General features: G+C 43.7%; 12 protein-coding genes. 10 read left to right on the top strand and 2 right to left on the bottom strand.

The features are described from left to right. Positions 1-28 precede the first annotated feature (28 nt). From FQV37_RS06260 to FQV37_RS06235, 6 genes are all read left to right on the top strand, one after another. Entirely contained in the window at positions 29-1,720 is a 1,692-nt protein-coding gene (locus FQV37_RS06260) for a nitrite/sulfite reductase (protein WP_160021714.1), read from the top strand. Further along, the gene (locus FQV37_RS06255) at positions 1,713-2,333 is read left to right on the top strand and encodes a DUF934 domain-containing protein (protein ID WP_160021713.1); all 621 of its coding nucleotides are present in this window, start codon (positions 1,713-1,715) and stop codon (positions 2,331-2,333) included. The genes FQV37_RS06260 and FQV37_RS06255 overlap by 8 nt, the downstream gene beginning before the upstream one ends. Before the next feature lie 84 nt (positions 2,334-2,417). Continuing rightward, positions 2,418-3,056, top strand: coding sequence for a phosphoadenosine phosphosulfate reductase domain-containing protein (locus FQV37_RS06250; RefSeq protein ID WP_160021712.1), 639 nt, complete (start codon positions 2,418-2,420; stop codon positions 3,054-3,056). Between the two features lie 399 nt (positions 3,057-3,455). After that, positions 3,456-5,096, top strand: coding sequence for a siroheme synthase CysG (gene cysG / locus FQV37_RS06245; RefSeq protein WP_160021711.1), 1,641 nt, complete (start codon positions 3,456-3,458; stop codon positions 5,094-5,096). A gap of 152 nt (positions 5,097-5,248) precedes the next feature. Then, positions 5,249-6,865: an exonuclease SbcCD subunit D C-terminal domain-containing protein gene (locus tag FQV37_RS06240; RefSeq protein WP_205962061.1), complete on the top strand. Its 1,617-nt coding sequence runs from the start codon at positions 5,249-5,251 to the stop codon at positions 6,863-6,865. A gap of 83 nt (positions 6,866-6,948) precedes the next feature. Further along, on the top strand, positions 6,949-10,824 hold the full coding sequence (locus FQV37_RS06235) for an AAA family ATPase (protein WP_160021710.1): 3,876 nt from the start codon (positions 6,949-6,951) through the stop codon (positions 10,822-10,824). A gap of 117 nt (positions 10,825-10,941) precedes the next feature. Here FQV37_RS06235 and FQV37_RS06230 read toward each other — a convergent pair whose 3' ends face one another. Further along, a complete protein-coding gene (locus FQV37_RS06230; RefSeq protein ID WP_160021709.1) occupies positions 10,942-15,789 on the bottom strand; it encodes an NAD-glutamate dehydrogenase in 4,848 nt (1,615 codons plus the stop codon). 458 nt (positions 15,790-16,247) lie between these two features. Between FQV37_RS06230 and purD the strand changes: the two genes are divergently transcribed. Both purD and FQV37_RS06220 read left to right on the top strand, forming a co-directional pair. Further along, the gene (purD, locus tag FQV37_RS06225) at positions 16,248-17,558 is read left to right on the top strand and encodes a phosphoribosylamine--glycine ligase (protein ID WP_160021787.1); all 1,311 of its coding nucleotides are present in this window, start codon (positions 16,248-16,250) and stop codon (positions 17,556-17,558) included. 449 nt (positions 17,559-18,007) lie between these two features. After that, positions 18,008-19,402: an ABC1 kinase family protein gene (locus FQV37_RS06220; protein WP_167514300.1), complete on the top strand. Its 1,395-nt coding sequence runs from the start codon at positions 18,008-18,010 to the stop codon at positions 19,400-19,402. Positions 19,403-19,536: 134 nt separating this feature from the next. Here the strand turns inward: FQV37_RS06220 and FQV37_RS06215 are convergent, their stop codons facing one another. Continuing rightward, on the bottom strand, positions 19,537-20,211 hold the full coding sequence (locus tag FQV37_RS06215) for a class I SAM-dependent methyltransferase (RefSeq protein ID WP_160021708.1): 675 nt from the start codon (positions 20,209-20,211) through the stop codon (positions 19,537-19,539). A gap of 189 nt (positions 20,212-20,400) precedes the next feature. On the opposite strand from FQV37_RS06215, the gene FQV37_RS06210 reads away from it, so the two are divergent. Both FQV37_RS06210 and FQV37_RS06205 read left to right on the top strand, forming a co-directional pair. Next, entirely contained in the window at positions 20,401-20,592 is a 192-nt protein-coding gene (locus FQV37_RS06210) for a DNA gyrase inhibitor YacG (RefSeq protein WP_160021707.1), read from the top strand. 40 nt (positions 20,593-20,632) lie between these two features. Further along, positions 20,633-21,814, top strand: a complete 1,182-nt coding sequence (locus FQV37_RS06205; RefSeq protein WP_160021706.1) for an aspartate aminotransferase family protein — start codon at positions 20,633-20,635, stop codon at positions 21,812-21,814. Positions 21,815-21,887 lie beyond the last annotated feature (73 nt).

The following is a 21,887-nucleotide window of genomic DNA, read 5'->3' as shown; positions in this document are numbered from 1 at the left end:
AGATTAAAAACAAAACTGAGATTACGTCATGTATCAATATAATTACGCTGACCAGACTTTGGTAGAGGAACGAGTTGCCCAATTTCGCGACCAAACCGAGCGATTTTTGGCAGGTGAGCTGCCAGAAGAGCAGTTTTTGCCATTGCGATTGCAAAACGGCCTGTACATCCAGCGTTATGCTCCGATGTTGCGTATCGCCATTCCTTACGGTTTGCTTGCCAGCTACCAGTTGCGCAAATTGGCCGAAATTACTCGCAAGTATGATAAAGGCTATGGGCACTTCACGACCCGTACCAATATTCAGCTGAACTGGCCAAAGCTAGAAGATGTGCCAGATATCTTGGCTGAATTAGCATCAGTACAAATGCATGCCATCCAAACCTCAGGCAACTGTATCCGTAATACCACCACCGATCCATATGCTGGTATCCATAAAGAAGAAATCGCTGATCCACGTCCTTATTGCGAGATTATCCGCCAATGGTCAACCTTCCATCCTGAGTTTGCTTTTTTGCCGCGTAAATTTAAGATTGCTGTGATCGGTACTAATGATGACCGCGCGGCAACCCAAGTACATGATGTCGGTCTACATGTAAAAACCAATGATGAAGGTGAGATTGGTTTTGAAGTATTGGTTGGTGGTGGTCTAGGACGTATTCCTGTCCTTGGTAAAGTTATCAATAAATTCTTGCCACGTCAGCATCTGCTTAGTTATTTAGACGCCATCTTGCGTGTCTATAACTTGCATGGTCGCCGTGACAAAGGCAGCAAATACAGATCACGTATCAAAATTTTGGTCGAAAGCATGGGCGGTCCAGCCTTTGCTAAATTGGTCGATGCCGAGTGGGAAGCTCATACCAAAGATGGCCCATTGACTTTGACTGATGAGAACTTTGCCACTGCGAGCAGCTTCTTTAGTGAGCCTGACTATGTATCGTTTGACGCACTACAAGTACAGTCTGAGCTACAACAGCAACTGAGCGCTGATAAAGATTTTGCCAATTGGTATAACCAAAACACCGTAGCCCATAAAATAGCGGGCTATCGTGCCGTGGTTATTTCTCTCAAAGCAGGTTTGGTCGATGGCAAATATGTACCATCCGGTGATGTCAGTGAATCACAGATGGATGCACTGGCTGACCTTTCTGACAAATATAGCTTTGGTGAGCTGCGTGGTACTTATCAGCAGAATCTAGTATTCGCTGATGTGCAAACCAATAAGCTTTATGAATTGTGGCAGCAGCTATCAGAATTGCATTTAGCACGCGCAAACATCAACACCCTAACAGATATGATTGTCTGCCCAGGTTGGGATTACTGCTCGCTTGCCAATGCAACGACGCACAACATCGCTGAACAAATCGAAAAACAGTTCGATGACCTAGACTATCTATACGACTTGGGTGAGATTCGCCTGAACATGTCTGGCTGTATCAATGCTTGTGCGCACCATCATACAGGCGATATTGGTATCTTGGGTGTCGATAAAAAAGGCGAACATTGGTATCAAATTAGCCTTGGCGGCAACTCTAGCGACGACGCCAAACTTGGCAAAATCTTAGGAAAATCTGTGCCTGCCCTTGAGGTTGCTAACACCATACAGCAGATCGTTGATGTCTATGTGGACTTACGTGCCAGTACTGATAACGATGTAGAAAGCTTTGGTCAATTGGTTGAGCGCGTTGGTATTGATCCATTTAAGGAGAAGGTCTATGGCTAATCACCATATTTTGGACAGTCATGGCGTCGATATTGGCAGTCAAGATACATGGCATGTACTTACTACTGATGCACTGCCAGAGAGCATTGTATCGACTAACATTACGTTGCTTGAGCTATTACAAAAACAAGAAAAACCTGATGTCATCGTGCCACTTGTTGATCTATTAGATCTTACGGGCGCACAGGCTGGTGGTCTGATTAAAGAAGTCTATGAGCTGATCGTACAGCACAGTAGCCGGCTTGGATTGTGGGTTACTGCCGATACTGACGCTGATGCATTAGAGGGACTTAGTGAGTTCTTATCAACACACGCACTTATCGTAATTGATGTGCCTAAGTTCGCTGATGGCCGTCACTTTAGCTTTGCACGTACGCTGCGCCAAATTGGTTATATAGGCGAGATTCGAGTGGCTGGCGCGTTTGGCCGCGATCAAATTGCCTATATGCTACGTGTGGGCGTTGATAGCTTTGTATTGAGCGAGCATGACCTAGAAGCAGATTCTAAATTTGGTATTGAGCAAGCCTTTACTGCCCTTGCTAGTAGCTCTGACGGTCGAAGCGCTTCAGATTTACCGATGTTTGCACAACCGTCAGAGCCTTCAGTCGCATAGCTGTCGCACTGACCATAATTTTTATAGTAATACCCGATATTTTTATTCAACATTTTTATATTAACAACAATTAAGGAACGTATTATGAGCCAATTACACCCAAATCTAGATCTTGACCAAGCCAACAAAGACCTGCAAGGTAAGTCACCTGAGCAAATCGTTGAGTGGGCACTGACTCAAGCAAAAAACCCAATCATCACGACGAACTTCCGTCCATATGAATCGGCTATTTTGCACTTAGTTGCTAAACAGCGTCCTGATATCACAGTATTGTGGGTAGACTCAGGTTACAACACTGATGCTACTTATCAGTTTGCCAACAAGCTTATCCATGATTTGAACCTAAATGTCGTTACTTATATCCCTAAGCAAACGGCTGCACACCGTGACGCGACGATGAATGGCATCCCAGGTATCGATAACCCACAGCATGACGAGTTCACTGAGCAAGTTAAACTTGAGCCATTCCGCCGTGCGTTAGATGAGCTAAAGCCAGATGTGTGGTTCAATGCTATTCGTAAAGACCAAACTGAGTTCCGCCAAGGTCTTGACGTACTTAGCTTATCAAAAGACGGTGTGCTAAAAGTAGCGCCATTATTTGAAAAAACCGATGCTGATTTAGACGTATATCTAGAAGAGCACAACTTGCCAAACGAGCATGACTACTTTGATCCAACTAAGGTAGAAGAAAGCCGTGAGTGTGGTTTGCATACTCAGCTATAGTAAGGCACTGACTATAGCTATTGTTTATTGAATAACGGCTATAGCTGTATAAATAAAAAATCCCGCTTGGCTCTTAATAGAGTCGTTAAGCGGGATTTTTTTGTGCCTGTTCTATCTATAGTCAAAGAAATCTAATATGGGTACAAGGCAGTCGATTGCAGATTGTACAAATAGTACCTCTAGGGAGAGTAACGCCGTAGCCTTTTACTAGTTCTCTGGCTATATATCGAAAACTTACCGCTATTCCTATTACTAGCTAAAATATGAATTAATATCTCAAAAACGAATATACTAATGCCAATTCACTAGGTGAGAGTGTGCTTGTGATACCTCATAATGGCGGCATTCCTTATATCTTTTCTACCTTTTATAATAAACAATTAAATATATGGTGACACTATGAACACCTTCCCGCTATTTTTTAAATTAGAAGACCGTAAAGTGCTTATCGTGGGCGGCGGCGAAGTGGCACTGCGTAAAGCGGATTTGCTCAGCCGTGCAGGTGCCTGTATCACTATACTTGCACCCGATATCAGCCATGAGCTACAAGCTTTGCTAACTGATGATAAGCACCAGTTTATCTATGAGAATTATAATAAAACCTATATGTCAGGCGCACGGGTAATCATTGCTGCGACTGATGATGAGACGCTGAATCACCAGATTCATGCAGATGCGACTGAGCTAAACATTCCAGTCAATGTGGTCGATACGCCGCATTTATGTGACTTTATCTTTCCAGCGATTATCGATCGCAATCCCATTGTGATTGGTATCTCATCAAATGGTAAAGCGCCAGTACTGGCACGTCTGTTACGGGCACGCCTTGAGACATTAATCCCGCAAGGCTATGGAAAATTGGCCAAGCTGGCAGGTGAATTCCGCAGTGAGGTAAAAGCCAAGATACCGACGCTTACTGGCCGTCGTCAGTTTTGGGAGCGAGCATTTGAAGGTCAGGTCAGTCAGCTGATGTTTGCCGGTAATGAAACTGAAGCGGCTGCACAGTTAAAAGCCGATTTGGATAGTACCGCAGCGGCTATCAGTAAGAAAAGCGACGATGCAAACTCGGTTAGAGAGTCGGATACCATTAAGCCTGTCGCATCGGATGAGCCAGAAAAAGCCTTACCAGCCGTTGGTGAAGTATATATCGTTGGCGCAGGCCCTGGTGATCCAGAGCTGTTGACCTTTAAAGCCTTGCGTCTAATGCAGCAAGCGGACGTGGTGTTTTATGATGCACTAGTTTCACCGCAGGTGTTGGACTTATGTCGCCGTGATGCTGATAAAGTATTCGTCGGTAAAAAACGCAGCAACCATACGGTCGCGCAGTTGGGCATCAATGAGCTACTCGTCAATCATGCCAAACAAGGTCGCCGTGTCGTGCGTTTAAAAGGTGGCGATCCATTTATCTTTGGACGTGGCGGCGAAGAGATCGAAAGCCTGCGGGCACATAATGTGCCATATCAAGTCGTTCCTGGTATTACTGCTGCCAATGCCGCTGCTAGCTATGCAGGCATTCCGCTAACTCATCGTGACCATTCACAGTCGGTGCGTTTTGTGACGGGATTTTTGAAAGCTGGTGCACCCAACAGTAATTTTGAGAACTTTTTAAATACTGATGAGACAGTCGTGTTTTATATGGGTCTGCACTCGCTGGCTCGTCTGACTGAAGGCTTGGTTGATGCTGGTCGTAGTAGCGAGACGCCGATTGCTATCGTCTCTAATGCGAGTATGCCCAATCAGCAAGTATTGACAGGTACGCTTGCAACGATTGTTGCCAAACAAGAACAAGCACAATTACCAACGCCTGCCCTTCTCATCATGGGCGACGTGGTCAGCTTGCATCATGATTTGGCTTGGTATAATTTACAAAATCAGCAGCACAGTCAAAACAGCGATGATATAGCCAAAAATTGGTTGCGTGAAGGGTCGAGAGGTGAAGCAGTACAACAACCCATAGACCAACAAGCTCATGCCCTATCGATGGTCGCAAATCTTGCAACGCAGCAAGGAGATGGTCTGGAGCAATTGATTATTGACTAGCACTTACTGCTAACCTGCAAAACGATGAGTCATGAATAATGAGTAAACCCTACCAGTATATTATTGGTAGGGTTTTCTTTTGGCAACAGCGCAAATCTCAACGATTCTTGCTAGAATGAAGACTTTCTACTGCTCATAATCATAGTCTACTTATGCCCATACCTGATGCTAGCTTGTCTTGTTCTTTAACCACGCGAATGAAACCTTTAACCATATTGCATACCTCTGACTGGCACTTGGGGCGACGTCTGTATGGGCGTCTCCGTTACGAAGAGTTTGAGTCATTCCTGCATTGGCTACAAGACACCATCAGCGCGCAAAAAGTAGACATATTGATCGTCGCAGGTGATATTTTCGATACCATGACCCCTAGCAATAAAGCCCAAGCGCTGTATTATGAGTTTTTGGGTAAGGTCTCACGCTCTTGCTGTCAGCATGTGGTTATTGTCGCAGGTAATCATGATTCACCAACTTTTTTAGATGCGCCAAGCAATGTGCTTAAATTTTTAAATGTCCATGTGATCGGCACGGCTTGTGATAACTTGGACGACGAAGTATTGGTCTTGGGTGATGACGACAACAACCCTCATTGTATTATTGCCGCTGTGCCCTATCTGCGCGATCGGGATGTACGTAGCAGTAGCGCTGGCGAGTCCGCAGATAGCAAAGACGCCAATGTTATCGCTGGTATTTGTGCGCATTATGACAATGTTGCAGACATTGCGAAAACTAAACAAGCCGATTTAATCAAAACGCATCAGCGATATATTCCTATTATCGCGACAGGACATCTATTCGCATCTGGTGGCAAAACAACTGAGGATGATGGTGTACGCGAGCTCTATGTCGGCTCACTAGGTAAAATCTCCGCCGATATGTTCAATGATGGCTTCGATTATGTCGCACTTGGACATTTGCACGTGCCGCAGCGCGTTGGCGGTCGTGAGAGTATTCGCTACTCAGGCTCACCCATCGCCATGGGTTTCGGAGAGGCCAAACAACAAAAGCAAGTATTGCTCGTACAGTTTGGTGCCGCAGAACATTTCAATAACGACAGCTCAGAGCTAAACGTTGCACCTAATAGTATTACTCCTCATGCTATCGATACAACTGCTGACATTGAAGTCGCCCAAGTGAAAAAATCAGTAGATAAATTAGCAGAAAAAACCGCTAAAAAAGTGGCGAGTCAGGAACTTCCTTTCATGGATGATTTGTTTGGCTTTGATGAGCCTTCAGATAATGAAGAGGTAGCACAATCTACTGCCATAGAAAATACTCCTGTTGAGCAAGATACAAACAATCAACCAACCTCGACTGATGCCGTGACTAGCAATGAAATCCTACATCGCGATGATGCTAATCAGATGCAAGTAGTGTCCCTACCCATCCCAAAGTTCCAACAATTGGCGCAAATATCTGGTGACCTAACCACGATTGAACAAACCATTAGAGCGCTTACGCAATCTGACTCTATTTGGCTGGAGGTTGTCTATACAGGTGACGAAATCGTCAGTGATTTGCGTGAGCAAGTGCAAGCAATGGTAGAAGGGTTGCCATGTGAAGTGCTTAAGATAAAAAACACTCGTACTTATAACAAAGTGCTTAATCAACAGCAGACCTCAGAGAACTTGCAGGACTTAAATGAGATGGAAGTGTTTGAGCGCTGCTTGACGATAAATGATGTGGCTGATTCTCAAAAAGACTCATTGCGCGATGCCTATGGTCAGATACTTTATAACTTACGTCATGAAGACAAACAGGCGGAATGATATAAGCGACATATCATGACCACACTTCCTTATCTTCCTAAATTTTTCGCAGTTGCGGCTATTACCAATATTAAGACTTATCCATGCGCCTAATCGAACTCAGACTAAAAAACCTCAACTCCCTAAAAGGTGAATGGCATATTGATTTTGCTGATACTGCCTTTACCAATGAAGGTATCTTTGCTATTACAGGGCAAACAGGTGCTGGCAAGACCACCATATTGGATGCTATTTGCTTAGCGCTATATGGTGAGACGCCAAGGATTAATAGTATCAGTAAGAGCAGCAATGAGGTGATGACGCGGCAGACGGCAGAGTGTTTCGCTGAAGTAGTGATTGATTTGAATGGTGAGCAGTATCGCTGCCGCTGGGGACAGCGCCGTGCTTACAATAAAGCGGATGGCAATCTGCAAGATGCGACTCATGAAATTGCTAAGCTAAACGTCAATGATTCGTCAAAAGAGGATGAGCTGTTAGAGAGCACCTTAAAGCATACCAAAAATAAGATCATTGAACTGACTCGGATGGATTTTCAGCAGTTCACTCGCTCTATATTGCTGGCTCAGGGCAGTTTTTCAGCATTTCTAAAGGCAAAGGCTGATGAACGTGCTGATATTTTAGAGAAAATTACAGGCACTGATATTTACGCAACTATCTCCACACAGGTTCATGATAAAAAACGTACCGAAGAGGAAATTCTCAGCAAACTGCAATACGGTTTAAACGGTTTGATGCTTTTAGATACCGATGAAGAAAATCAGTTAAAAGCTGACTTGCAGTCATATCAAAGTGCCCAAAGTGAACAGCAGCAGACCATTCAAGATTTGGCCGAAAAGATAAAGTGGCTAGATAGCGTCACAGAGTCAAAAGAAAAACTGAATACTTATCAAAATGATCTAGATCAGGCTCAGCAGGCTCAGCAAGACTTCATCCCTTATGCCAAACGCTTAACCGCTGCTAATAAAGCACTAGAAATTGATAGTCAGTTCAGCCAACTTGTCCATAGTCGCGATAACCTAAAACGCTTGCAAGAAGAACAGCAGCAGATCAGTAGCATCTTACCACAAAAACAAAATGATTTAGAACAAGCAACCACACATCTAGAAACAGCGAAAACTCATACACAAGCTACTCACGAAGCTTTGCAAACGGCTCTACCCAATATTGCGCAGGCGCGTAAACTCGATGTGGAGATTACGCAGAACACGCATATCTTAAAAGATATTGAGCAAAGACAGCAAACTCTAACGGGCAGCACTCAACATCTAAATAAAGAGATAGACAACCATAAACAACAGGCTGCACAAAATAAAACCCAGCTCGCAAGTGTCGAAAGCTATCTTAATGACGCCCATGAATTAAGCAATATTGATAGTGACATAGCGAATTTCAAAAGTCATTGCGGCCGACTAAAAGTAGTATTGCAAGAGAATACCGCCCTATCAGATGATAAAACAAGCCAGCAGCAGCAGATCCACCAGTATCGCGCCAATCTTGACGGCTTAAATCAACAGAAAAAGACAAAAGACACCACCATATTGTCTATACAGGATAAATTGGCCGCTTTACAACAAGAGCAAGCAGCATTAACCCAAGTGCAGTCATTGGCTGATATGCGAGATGAGCAAGAGCAGATTGATGACATCAACCGTCAACTTGACCAAGTGAGCGTTAAGGCACAACAGCTGCATGAGCTTAGTGTACAAGTAGAGAAAATAGTTGCAGTCTTGCCAGTAATGAGTAACGACCTCACAAAGCTGGCAGGCTTAATCGCTGATAATGAATCGGCGCTCGGCGCTACCAAAGAAAAGCGTCAAGACAAACAAACCCAGCTGCATTTACTACAAAAAGTCGCCAAATTAGAAGACTATATCGCGGACCTAAAAGATGGTCATCCTTGCCCACTTTGTGGGTCGCTAGAGCATCCTTATAGTGCAGACCATCCGCACTTAATGCAAGAGACGGAAGTAACGCAAACTCAGAAACAGATAGCAGAGCTAGATAAAATTATAGTGGATTTAGAAGATAATCTTTCTAAACATCGTATTAATCAGGCAACTGTACGACAGCAGTTTGCGCAGCAGGAAGAGCAACAAACCATATTGAACGACCAAATACAAAAGTTAAAGACGGATATCGACCAGCTTATCAGTTCATTAATCAATAAAGGTTATTCTCAATTTATTACTGAAACATTAAAATCGCTAGCGCAGATTGAGACGCATGTAGATGCGCTGTCATTATTAGACAGTAGCAAAATCGAGCTAGGTAAGCGTAGAGAATCTCTTAAAAATACGTTAACTCAATATGAAACGCTTAGCGAGTCGCTCTCTACGATGCGTAATGACATCGAAGCATTAGACAAGGAGCAGCGTGAGCTGACCAGCACTATTAACGAGATTGAGAGCAATAGTGAAAAAACAACATGGGCTATAGAAAACTTAGACAAAAAATATCATGATAATTTTTCTGAATTGACTGTGCTCAAAACCGATATATTAGCTCTGTTAAATAAATATTTCGCTGACAAACATCAGTCAGATGCAAAAACGGCGATACGTTCTTCACTGCACTCATTACAACCGCTGATAACCAGTATTGAAGGCCAAGCCATACTAAGTGAAGCGGAATATCAATCGCATATCAATACCCTGCGCCAATGTCACAGTGCCCTTTTACAAATCAAGAAACAGTTTAACGACTACAGAGAGGATCAACAAACCCTAAAAACATCACTCGGTCAACTAGAAACAAAAATCGAGACCAAGCAGTCTCAGCTCGACAAAGAAGGAAAAGAGCTTGTTGAAATTTCTCAACTCGCGGCTGAAAAAGCGAACATGCTTGAGCAATTAAAAACAAACAGAGATGAGGTCTTAGCTGATAAAGATCCTGAAGCAGAAGAAAAGCGTTTGCGTGAGGCGTTAGAACAGTCTCAAATTGAGCAAACCTCTGCGCAAAGACAGCTAGACAATGCTGAACACATACTTAGTCAATTGCTTGATAAGCAGCGTCACGTGACTGAGCAAGTGACCATAGTACAGGGAACACTCAATACTCAAGAGGATAGCTTTAAGTTAATACTTGCTACTTCTGATTTCGCTGATGAAATAGATTTTACTAATGCACGCCTGCCAATTGATGAACGTAACGCACTTAGACAGCAGCAGCAGCATATCGATTATGCGCTAAAACAAACGCAGTTTTTATTAGAAGAAACCAAAAAGGCACTTGCAGATAAACAAGCCAATCCGCTGACAGTAGACGATAGAGAAACGCTTGTCCAACAGCAATCACAAGCCCAAGATGAATTTAACAAACGAATTGAGTCAATCGGTGCAATCAGTCAGCGTCTAAAGGACAATGAAAACAAGAAAACCACCCAACAGGCGCAGCTTGAAGCCATCACTGACCAAAAGGACAAGTTGCAAGTTTGGCGACAGTTGAATGACTTGATCGGCTCAAATAGTGGAAAGAAGTTTCGTACTTTTGCTCAAGGGCTAACCTTTGATCTCATGGTCACTCACGCCAATACGCAGCTGCAAAAAATGAGCGATCGCTATTTGCTGGCTCGTGATGATAACAGTCCGCTTGAGCTCAATGTCATTGACAATTATCAAGGCGGCGAGATCCGTAGTACCAAAAACCTCTCAGGTGGTGAAGGATTTATTATCAGTCTTGCTCTAGCATTGGGACTATCACAAATGGCCAGTCAAAATATTCGCGTGGACTCGCTATTTTTAGATGAAGGCTTTGGGACATTGGATGAAGAGTCTTTAGACATTGCGCTGGATACGCTGACTAATTTGCAGCAAGAAGGCAAGTTAATCGGGGTAATCTCCCATGTACAGGCGCTAAAAGATCGTATCTTAACCCAAATCAAAGTCGAAAAGCTGTCAGGTGGATTTAGTCGAATTAGTGGTCAAGGGTGTCATAAAGTCGTCAGTGAAAAAGCATCATAAGTTAATCACTTTACTACTTAATACTTTCAATTAAACCATTTCGTTTAGACAACAAAAAACCACCGAACATTAAGAACGATGGTTTTTTGTGCGACAGTTTGGGTTAATATTACTTCATTACTTAGTAACTAAACCGCTAAGCTCACTCATCAATACTGACAACGTTGAAAGACCGATTTGGCCTTCTTCATCGTTGCTATGCAGCTCATCTAATTTATTCATCTCTGTAGTGACTGCTGCAAGCTGATCGACGTGTCTTGCTCTCCATTCACTAAATGCTTGCTTAGCATCTGGTTTTGAGAGTACCGCATCCATCAATAGACGCAAGCTGCGTGACAGCTCGTTCACTAACGCATGGCGCGCACGGCGATCCCAATAGTCTTGCTGTGGTAAATTGGCAATATTGTCCATCATCCAGTCTAATTGCAACACTTGATAGGCTTCAAAGTACAGGGTTGCAATCTCATCAACAGGACGCTCATATTGCTCGGCCAGCAATGCAGCATCAAGCGCATCGACATGGTACGGTAGCATCGCAAATAGCGTAGCATCGTTATCAGACAGCTCTTTTTGCATCAAACGCTTGGTATCTTCTTGCAGATATTGTGCAAACTGCTGCTCGATAAATCCACTTGGCTTAGTCAGTTTTTCTACACTTTCGCTAAAGCGGCTAATCATGTCAGCGACTTGCAAGTTTTGACCGAAGGCGTTGATGAACCAGACCACACCGCGCTCAAGCGCATCACGTAAGCGTAGCTCAAGGTTCAGTAGTAACGTCGCTTCAACTTGATTGTCTAATGCTTCCAGTGCTTGCCAAGCACGCGATACATTGAATACATCACGGCTAATCGCATAACCACGTACGATAGTGGCTAGTGATTGATCGGTTTCTTCAAAGAGGCGGAATAGCGCTTCAATACCTAAGCGGTTGACCACACTGTTGGTCAAGTAAGTACTGATAATCTCGCGATGCAAACGGTGCTCAGTCATCTCATCAAAGAAGCGTGAAGCAAGCTCATCTGGGAAGTACTTACGTAGCTCATTGATAAAGTACGGATCATCTGGTAAATCAGATAGTAGTAGATTGTCATAAACCCACATCTTGCCATAAGCCAAGACCACTGCCAGTTCAGGATTGGTCAGACCAGTATCCGCTTTTTGACGCTTCGCAATCTCTTCGTCTGATGGCAGATACTCAATCGCACGATCCAGACGCCCTTCACTCTCTAGCATCTGAATAAAGCGCTGATGATCACTCAGGTTGGCTGCGGCACGGATATGGCTCAGCTCAATCGCTTGTGGTTGCAAGTAGTTTTGACGCAGTACCAATTCTGCTACGGTCTCAGTCATACTCTCAAGCAGCTCATTACGTTGCTTCAGTGTCATATCACCTTGCTCGACCACTTTGCCAAGTAAGATTTTGATATTGACTTCATGATCCGAGCAGTTAACACCGCCTGAGTTATCGATTGCATCTGTATAGATTCGTCCGCCCTTTTGAGCGTACTCGATACGACCTTGCTGAGTTAGACCTAAGTTACCACCTTCACCAACCACGGCTGCACGTAGCTCATTACCATCGATACGCAGCGAATCATTCGCACGGTCGCCCACGTCAGCATGCGTTTCGTTTGCACTTTTGACATAAGTACCGATACCACCATTCCAGATAAGATCGACAGGTGCACGTAGTAACGCACTGATCAAATCATTTGGTGCAAGGCTGTCTTCACTGATATCGAAGAGCGACTTCATCTCAGGGCTGATAGCGATGGTTTTGTCTTGGCGCGAGAAGATACCACCACCCTGACTAATTAATGATGCTTCATAATCTGCCCATGATGAGCGTGGTAATTCAAACAAGCGTGCGCGCTCAGCGTATGAGGCGGCCGTATCTGGATTAGGATCAATAAAGATATGCAAATGGTTAAAGGCAGCAACGAGCTTAGTATGCGTTGATAGCAGCATACCATTACCGAACACATCACCACTCATGTCACCAATACCGACAACGGTAAAGTCGTCACGGTTTTGAATGTCCATACCGCGCATACGGAAGTGACGTTTGACCGACTCCCAACCACCGCGAGCTGTGATACCCATTGCTTTATGGTCATAACCTACTGAGCCACCTGAGGCAAAGGCATCATCTAGCCAGAAGTTGTACTCTGCTGCTAGCGCGTTGGCTATGTCAGAGAAAGTAGCTGTACCTTTGTCTGCTGCGACAACCAAGTACGGATCGTCTTCATCATGGCGTACCGTGTTGGCTGGCGGGACGATGTTGCCATCTACAATATTGTCTGTGACATCAAGCATGCCGCGTAAGAATGTCTGATAGCAAGCGATACCTTCTGCTTGGAACGCCTCACGACCATCAGCCATGCTCTTGGTTTTTACAATGAAGCCGCCTTTAGAACCTACAGGGACGATTACTGCGTTTTTGACCATCTGTGCTTTGACAAGGCCGAGTACTTCAGTACGGAAATCTTCCATACGATCTGACCAGCGCAGACCACCGCGAGCGACTTTGCCGCCACGTAAGTGCACAGCTTCGACGCGTGGTGAATACACAAATATTTCAAACATTGGCTTTGGTTTAGGCAAGTTTGGAATGTCTGCTGCCAAGAATTTAAATGACAGACGATCTTTGCGTTGACCATCACTATCCACTTGATAGAAGTTGGTACGTACCATCGCATTGATCAAATCTAAGTACCAGCGCAAGATACGATCTTCATCCAAGCTATCTACATCTGCTAGCGCAGCAGTGATGTGCTCTTGAATTTTCGTTGTTTTTTCTTGGCGCGTCTCATCACTATATTCAGGATTCATGCGCGCATCAAATAAACTACCTAACGCCACGCTGATATCGCTGTTTTTGACGACTGTTTGCTGAATATAAGCACTAGAGAATGGCGCACGAGCCTGCAGCATATAGCGAGACAATGCACGCAATACGACGACATCATAAGTATCGAGCTTGGTCGTTAGTACCAATTCGTTGAATGAGTCGCTTTCAACGCGACCTGCCCAGATTTGCTTGAGGCTGTCTTCGAACTGACCACGCACGACTTGCATATTGACCGTATCGACATGCTCTAGGGTCAGCTCATACTCTTGCATCCAGATAGGCTGCTCTGGCAAGTCAAACTCATAAGTCTGTGCTGAGATAACCGATACCCCAAAGTTTTCAAGTATTGGCAATACTTTTGACAAGATAACCGGCTGCTCGCGACCGTATAGCTTTAGGTGGAGCTGGTTACGTGCATCGCCTGTTGACTGGTATAAATGCCAAAGCATCGGTTGCTCTGCGGTCAGTCCCGCCAAACGCTTCGTGTCTTCGACTGCGGTACGAGCATCAAAACGCTCTTGGTAGGCAGCAGGGATATAGTTTAAGAAGCGACGATTTAAAGCGTTGGCTTGTTGTTCGCCAACATTATCGAGGAGCATTTTTTGATAATTATCATCCCATGATTGCATGAGTGCTGATAATTTGGCTTCAAGTGTGGCGATATTGACGTCATTTACTTGACCAGGCACGGTACGTACGTGGACGTGCACACGAGCATGCGCAGATTCATTAAATTCAGTGGTAAACCCTGAAGACATACCGTTATAAGCGTCTTTTAGGACGTTTTGGACTTTAATGCGTAGCTCGGTGTTGAACTTATCACGTGGGATATAGACCAAGCACGAGACAAAACGCTGATAATGGTCGATACGGCTAAATAGACGTAAGCTCTTCTTGTCTTGTAGTTGAGTAATGCCCGAAACAATTGGGTATAGCTCTTCGACGCTGGCTTGGAACAAATCATCACGCGGTAAGGTATTGATCACATGCATCATCTTGTGATGAGCATGACCGTCACGTGGCAAGTCTGCCATCGCCATAATCTTATTGGCTTTTTCGCGCAATAGCGGTATTTGCTGTACAGTCAGCTGATAAGCTTGTGACGTAAGCAAACCGATAAAGCGGTATTCACCAATTAGGTTACCGTTATCATCGAACTTATGAATGCCCAAAAAGTCCATATATACTGAGCGATGGATCGGTGATACACGGCTTGATTTAGACAGCATTAATACGCGTGGTTCAGTCAATAATTGCTTTAACCCTTTAGGTAGTTGGCTAAAGCTTTCTGATAGCTTGTCTTTCTCAGAACCACGTAGTAGACCAAGTCCACTGTTACCAATCGCAAATAAATCTAAATCGGTCGGCTCAGAAGTCACTTCGATAGACTGACCGCCTTCTAAGCGGTATTCACGATACCCTAAGAATATGAAGTGATCGTCTAAGATCCAATCTAAAAATGCTTGGATTTCTTGTTGTGAATAGAATACTTCCGGTAGCGGCTTAGTTGAAAGCTCAGTTTTGATGTCATTCAACTGCGCACGCATCTGTTTCCAGTCGCCAACGACCGTATCAAGCGTGTCAATTTTTGACATCAGCATCTGTTGAAGTGCTTCCAAGTCTTCGTTGTCTTGGTAAGCAATTTCACAATGAATCAATGACATATGTGAGGTGGCACTTTCATGTGCGCCTTCGATATGGGTAATATCACCATTGTCATCACGCTCAACACTGATAATGATATTGTAAGTACGATGAACATCGATACCTTCAGCTTCTAGGCTCATCAAAATCGTATCAACTAAGAACGGTCTATCATAAGCTGCGATTTGAATGACAGTGTGCGAGCTGTGAAAGTGCTGCTCTTCTGCTGCTGGGTTTAGTACTGTCAGCTGTGGCTTGCTGCCGTCGTAAGCTTTGAGTAGTGTAAAGTGATGTAGCGCCATGCCCGCCAAGTCAGCATTACTAATCGCCTCTGCAGTTTCTTGATGCAGCGGTTGATAATAGCTATGAATAAAATGATCAAATAACGATTTGTCTTTTTGTACATAACTGGTAGCAATATCGCTTATCTGGCTAATGCGCTCTTTTGCGATACTGAGGGAGTTTGGCATTTCCTGCGTCCTTTTTTTATAGATTTGGTTTAACATTTATTTATTTAAGTTTATCGATTTAGATTGACTACTGTTACTGCATATTCATCATTGGTGCAACGGTGCAGTATTTCCATTCACGCGACTTATTTTATTTTTATAACAGTTAGAAATTTTCTCCTTTTTTGCTCTTATTTTTTATTAATATGTAGCCATCAGAATTTAATACTACCAATATAGTGAAGTGTAACGCACATAAGGCGCGAGCTAAAGTGTACAACATCATTTCATGAATCAGCGATGTGTCGATAACCTTTACTAATGAGACAATGCGGTTTTGGACATCGATATGGATGATTCGGTGCTGGCAGGCGGATACTCATGGTAATTGAAGGCGTTTTTTTGTTAGAATATGCCAACATATTTAAGAGCGTACGACTCGCTCACTATTAACTTTAATGCTAAGGGCAAAAGGTATGATGAATATTTTGGTGGTTGGCTCAGGTGGTCGCGAACACGCATTGGCATGGCAATGTGCAAAAGATGACAATGTAAAAAATGTCTACATCGCTCCTGGCAATGCTGGCACCGCCCTTGAGCCTAAATGCCAAAACGTTACGCTAGAGTCTACTGACGCAGGCGAGCATAGAGCTGTTATCGCCTTTTGTCAAAATAATGATATCGACATGGTAATTGTTGGTCCAGAAGCGCCTTTGGTTACGGGTATTGTTGATGCTTGTCGTGAAGCGGGTATCAAAGCATGGGGCCCTACAGCGTACTGTGCACAGTTAGAAGGCTCAAAAACTTTTGCTAAAGAGTTCATGGAGCAAAACAATATCCCAACCGCTGCTTATCAAGGTTTTACCGACGCAGTCGCTGCAAAAGCCTATGTTGATGAGCAAGGCGCGCCTATCGTTATCAAAGCAGATGGTCTTGCTGCAGGTAAAGGCGTTATCGTTGCTGAAACGATCGAACAAGCACATGAAGCTATCGACGATATGTTAGCAGACAATAAGTTTGGTGATGCTGGCAGCCGCGTGGTTATCGAGCAATTTTTACAGGGTGAAGAAGCCAGCTTTATCTGTATGATTGATGGTGACAATATCCTACCAATGGCAACCAGCCAAGATCACAAACGTGCTTTTGAAGGTGATACTGGTCCAAACACTGGCGGTATGGGTGCCTACTCCCCTGCTCCAGTTGTTACGAGCGATGTTCATAACAAGGTCATGCAGCAAGTGATTCAACCAGTAGTCGATGCAATGAAAAACGCAGGCCATCCTTATACTGGATTCTTATACGCTGGTCTTATGATTGATAAGGCAGGCGACCCGTATGTCATCGAGTTCAATTGCCGCTTTGGTGATCCAGAAACGCAGCCTATCTTAATGCGTTTGCAGTCATCAATGGTCGATTTGGTCGCACAAGGTTTGGCAGGTCAATTACCTAGTGAAGCCAAATGGGATGCGCGCCCTGCTCTAGGTATCGTTGTCGCATCAAAAGGCTACCCTGAAACTTCATCTAAAGGTGATGTGATTGCTGGCTTGCCAGAACTAGATCCTAACAACGACGAAGCTGTTAAAGTTTTCCATGCTGGTACGGCACTTTCTAACGATAATGATAAAGAAGTCGTCACAAACGGCGGGCGCGTCTTATGTGTGACTGCGCTAGCAGATAGTATTTCTGATGCTCAGCAAGCTGCATTAGCAGTTACCGCTGCTATTAGCTTCGATGGTGCGCAGTATCGCCGTGATATTGGTCATCATGCCATCACTCGCGAAAATGCTTAGCAGCTAAGGCATCCCAAGAGACATATTGAGTAACGTCTTAGGCAATATTTTAGATAATACGAAGGTTTCACTCAATATGTTCGATTAATAATATTTTTCTATTTTATAGCTCTACATCATTATTTGACCTAGCACCGTGCTAGGTCTTATTTTTTATTATCTGTTTGACACTGACCTATTGGCTATAAATAGATTTCACTAAATTTTAATAACCAGTGAACTTGCTAGAAAATCCTAGCTATTTATGAATCATACTCAAATTAGTAAGCACCTATTTATCAATAGTTACCGCTAGATATTAGCTTACAAAGTAACTATCAATGGCCAGTTCAGGCTCATAAAACCCACACGCTTTATATGATACAATTTTGTACCTGTGCATCACGTCTCCCTTGTATTGTAGGTTTCGAACCCGCAAATCAATACCAATTGGATGAATGATTATACTTATGGCAAATGATACGTCTAAACCTTTTAGCAACAAGCAGTCAATCGATAGCCTAAAAACCTCAGGGTTTGATCGTCGTATGTCGATTGCAAAAACTTCTTTGAATATTGGTCGTCGTTGGGCGGGTAATAGCGTGTCTGGTATGTTCTTAAATAAAGAAGCACGTACCGCACGCAATCAGGCGTTTATGGAAACTCAGGCAAATTATCTGGCATCAGAGCTGGGTAAATTGAAAGGTTCGGTCGTCAAGATTGGTCAAATGCTAGCGATTTATGGTGAGCATATACTGCCGCCAGAGATCACGCGTGCTTTGCAAACCCTTAATGATGATACGGCGACATTGACTTGGCCGACGATTGAGCAAACATTACGCCAGTTACTGGGCAACAAACTAAACGATCTAGACATTGATCCTGTCCCCATCGGAACCGCTTCTCTGGCTCAAGTTCATCGTGCGACCGTACTCGCGACTGGCGAACAAGTTGTGTTAAAAATTCAGTATCCAGGTGTGGCAGACGCTATCAACTCTGATCTTGCCTTGTTCAAACGATTGTTAAAAGTAAGTAATATCGTCCCTCAAACACGCGCACTCGATGCTTGGTTTGAGGAAATACGTGACCTACTCCATCACGAAGTCGATTATGAAGCGGAAGCGGCTACGACGGAGCGTTTTTACGAGCGTTTAATTGATGATCCGCGCTATATCGTGCCTAAGATTAATCGTACTTATTCTAAAAAACGTCTGCTATGTATGTCATACGAGCCAGGTATCACTGTGGTCTCGGAAGCATTACAATTATTACCTCATGAACGCCGAAATGCCATTGGTCAAGCAGCCATAGAAATCATGATGCAAGAGATTTTTGTATGGGGGGAGATGCAGACAGATCCTAACTTTGGTAATTATCTAGTGCGTGTGAGCGAAAATGAAGAAGATATCGATAGATTGGTTTTGCTAGATTTTGGAGCGATTCGTCAGTTTGATGGTAACTTATTAACGATTGCTCGTGGTCTACTACGTGCGGGATATCGCCATGACCAGCAAGCAATGAGCATTGCTATGAAAGGATACGACTTTTTCGATAGCATGAGTAATAAAGTACGTTCGGATATTGCCTCGTTATTTTTGCTTGCTACCGAGCCTTTTAGTGACCCTGAGAAAAATACCAACATCCCTAGCGAATGTTTAGATGAGCAGAATCGATATATTTGGGCCAACAGTAAACTACATTCACGTCTATCCACTACGGCCACACGTGCAATGCAATCTTTTGAATTTAATCTACCACCAAAAGAATTTATGTTTATTAGCCGCAAGTTTATCGGTGCATATACTTTTCTGACTGTTTTAGATGCGCATACCAACTCTAATAGCCTCGTAAAACCTTATTTATAAACCGTGCAAATTTTTGGCCGTCCTTTAGTGACGGCTTTTTAATTTTTTTATTTTATTTGCTTAGGCTATTTTACATCTAATATTACTAACTTTACTGTGTATCACTGATATAAGTCCTATATTTACTTAGGCTATTATTTTTCGCTTATAGCACTTACCTGCCAATCATCAAATCTTGTTTTATACCACTTCGGCTTACGAATGCTTAGCTCCCAACACACTTCTTGTCGGGCAAGGTATTTCACTTCGAAATGAGTGCGCTGACTGGTCGCTGGTACTCGAGAACGTGTTGATGGTAGACACCATACTTTGGTTGCTTGGTGTTCTGCATTGTCCATATAGGATTCGATATTAGTGACTAATATCACCTCTCCGCCCACCTGTAAGCGTGATAATAAAAACTCAGAAAAAGGCATGTTCAGCCATTGCTGATTTGGATTGTGCTGTTCAGGATTGGGATAAAGAATATATATTTTAGCCAAGCTATTTGGTTTAATGGCATGCACTGTCCATGCAATCGCATCCGCATGAATCGCGTCTAGGTTTGATAAATTTTGTAGAGTAGCTAATTTTGAGAATGCTTCAAATTTATTACGCGTGCGTTCAATGGCTATCAGATGCTTATCAGGATTTTGTGCAGCAAAGCTAAGTGCATGCTTACCCTTCCCTGCCCCAATCTCTAGCATCAACGGTTTTTCATCTTTATTATCATTGATGATATTTGGAATAATAAAGTCACGCGGTGCTGACAGTTTTTGTGGTTGAAAGGCACGCTCTTGCTGATGCGTGAGATCAATATTGTCGGTCATCTACTATCCTTAAAGCATTTGTCTTTTGTCATTATTCGGCCCCATGCTATTATATAGTCAATCCACTTGAATAGTAATACAGCGATAGCAAGTACGCCTCGTTTAGTCGTAATTTCAATGACGGATGCGTTTTATGCTTATGCCATATGCAACCAATACTAATAACATTTAGGACATTTCTCTTTTATTATGACTGATTCTACTGCAAGCACGCCCCCAAAGACCTACCCTTGTCCACGTTGCGGTACTCAGACGGCCTGGCAAGACAATAAATATAAGCCGTTTTGTAGCAGTCGCTGCAAGCTGATTGACTTAGGTGCTTGGGCAAACGAAGACTACACCTTACCTGCAGAAACCACGCCTTTTTCTGACGAGCTATAACCCACACTCTTACTCAATTATTATACAAAGGATGCTTTACATGTCTGCTACTTACCTGATGCCCACTTATAATCGTCAACCAATCAGCTTTACACGCGGTGCAGGCAGTTGGCTCTATACCAAAGATGACACGCCTTACTTAGATGCCTTAACTGGTATCGCGGTATGCGGCTTAGGACACTGTCATCCACAAGTCACTGACGCGATTCAGCAGCAAGCAGGTACGTTAATTCATACAAGTAACTTGTTTGGCATTGATTGGCAAGAGCGCGCTGGAGAGATACTATGTACCGCCGCCCAAATGGACAGTGTGTTTTTTGCCAATAGCGGCGCTGAAGCCAATGAAGCTGCATTGAAACTGGCACGTTTATACGCGTACAAACAAGGTTTTAAACGTCCAAAAGTTATCGTAATGGAGCAATCGTTCCATGGTCGTACGTTATTATCTTTGTCAGCTACTGCAAATCCAAAAGCGCGCGAAGGGTTTTATACGCTAGATGAGGACTTTATTCGTGTGCCATTTGGCGATATAGCTGCCGTTAAACAAGCTGCTCAAGAACATGATGACATCTGCGCTATCTTTGTAGAGCCGATTCAAGGCGAAGGTGGCCTAAATACGGCAGCCAATGGCTTCACTTATCTTGAAGAGTTGCAAGCAGAATGTGACGCTCATAACTGGCTATTTATGCTGGATGAAGTGCAAACAGGTAATGGCCGTACGGGTAAATATTTTGCTTATCAACATAGCAATGCTCGCCCTGATGTGTTGACGACAGCCAAAGGTCTAGGTAATGGTTTCCCAGTCGGTGCGTGCATGGTACGTGGCCGCGCCAATGGTCTGTTTGGTGCTGGTAGCCATGGCTCTACTTATGGTGGTACGCCATTGGCCAGCCGCGTGGTACATAGCGTATATGACGTGCTAGCAAATAGTAATATTATGGAAAACGCAGTAACTGAGGGTTTATTTATCAGAGAAAGTATCGTTGATACATTTGGCCAACATGGCGTTAGTAGTCGCGGTGCAGGTATGATGATTGGTATCGCGCTACCTGAAGATATGGATTGTAGCCAACTGGTGGATCGTGCCCGTGATGAGCAAAAGCTGATCATTAATGTGACCGGTGGTCATGTTGTACGTTTGCTGCCGCCGCTTAACATGAGCCGTGATGAAAGCACACAAGTCGCTGAGCGTTTAATCAATCTGTTGAAGCCATCATTTTAAAGCATGCTTCAACGTTAATAACAGACAACAAAAAAGCCTATAGATGATTCATTATCTATAGGCTTTTTGCTAA

Origin of the sequence: Psychrobacter nivimaris (assembly GCF_009812035.1) — a bacterium.
Lineage (GTDB): Bacteria > Pseudomonadota > Gammaproteobacteria > Pseudomonadales > Moraxellaceae > Psychrobacter > Psychrobacter nivimaris.
Note: the sequence above shows the minus strand (reverse complement) of the source record. Positions and strands in the feature narration are given on the sequence as shown.

What these genes read in the sequence shown, in the direction of transcription:
- FQV37_RS06230 (WP_160021709.1), bottom strand. Translation starts at nt 15,789, where the DNA reads ATGCCAAACTCCCTCAGTATCGCAAAAGAGCGCATTAGCCAGATAAGC.
- FQV37_RS06220 (WP_167514300.1), top strand. Translation starts at nt 18,008, where the DNA reads ATGGCAAATGATACGTCTAAACCTTTTAGCAACAAGCAGTCAATCGAT.
- FQV37_RS06250 (WP_160021712.1), top strand. Translation starts at nt 2,418, where the DNA reads ATGAGCCAATTACACCCAAATCTAGATCTTGACCAAGCCAACAAAGAC.
- cysG (WP_160021711.1), top strand. Translation starts at nt 3,456, where the DNA reads ATGAACACCTTCCCGCTATTTTTTAAATTAGAAGACCGTAAAGTGCTT.
- FQV37_RS06260 (WP_160021714.1), top strand. Translation starts at nt 29, where the DNA reads ATGTATCAATATAATTACGCTGACCAGACTTTGGTAGAGGAACGAGTT.
- FQV37_RS06240 (WP_205962061.1), top strand. Translation starts at nt 5,249, where the DNA reads ATGCCCATACCTGATGCTAGCTTGTCTTGTTCTTTAACCACGCGAATG.
- purD (WP_160021787.1), top strand. Translation starts at nt 16,248, where the DNA reads ATGAATATTTTGGTGGTTGGCTCAGGTGGTCGCGAACACGCATTGGCA.
- FQV37_RS06210 (WP_160021707.1), top strand. Translation starts at nt 20,401, where the DNA reads ATGACTGATTCTACTGCAAGCACGCCCCCAAAGACCTACCCTTGTCCA.
- FQV37_RS06235 (WP_160021710.1), top strand. Translation starts at nt 6,949, where the DNA reads ATGCGCCTAATCGAACTCAGACTAAAAAACCTCAACTCCCTAAAAGGT.
- FQV37_RS06255 (WP_160021713.1), top strand. Translation starts at nt 1,713, where the DNA reads ATGGCTAATCACCATATTTTGGACAGTCATGGCGTCGATATTGGCAGT.
- FQV37_RS06205 (WP_160021706.1), top strand. Translation starts at nt 20,633, where the DNA reads ATGTCTGCTACTTACCTGATGCCCACTTATAATCGTCAACCAATCAGC.
- FQV37_RS06215 (WP_160021708.1), bottom strand. Translation starts at nt 20,211, where the DNA reads ATGACCGACAATATTGATCTCACGCATCAGCAAGAGCGTGCCTTTCAA.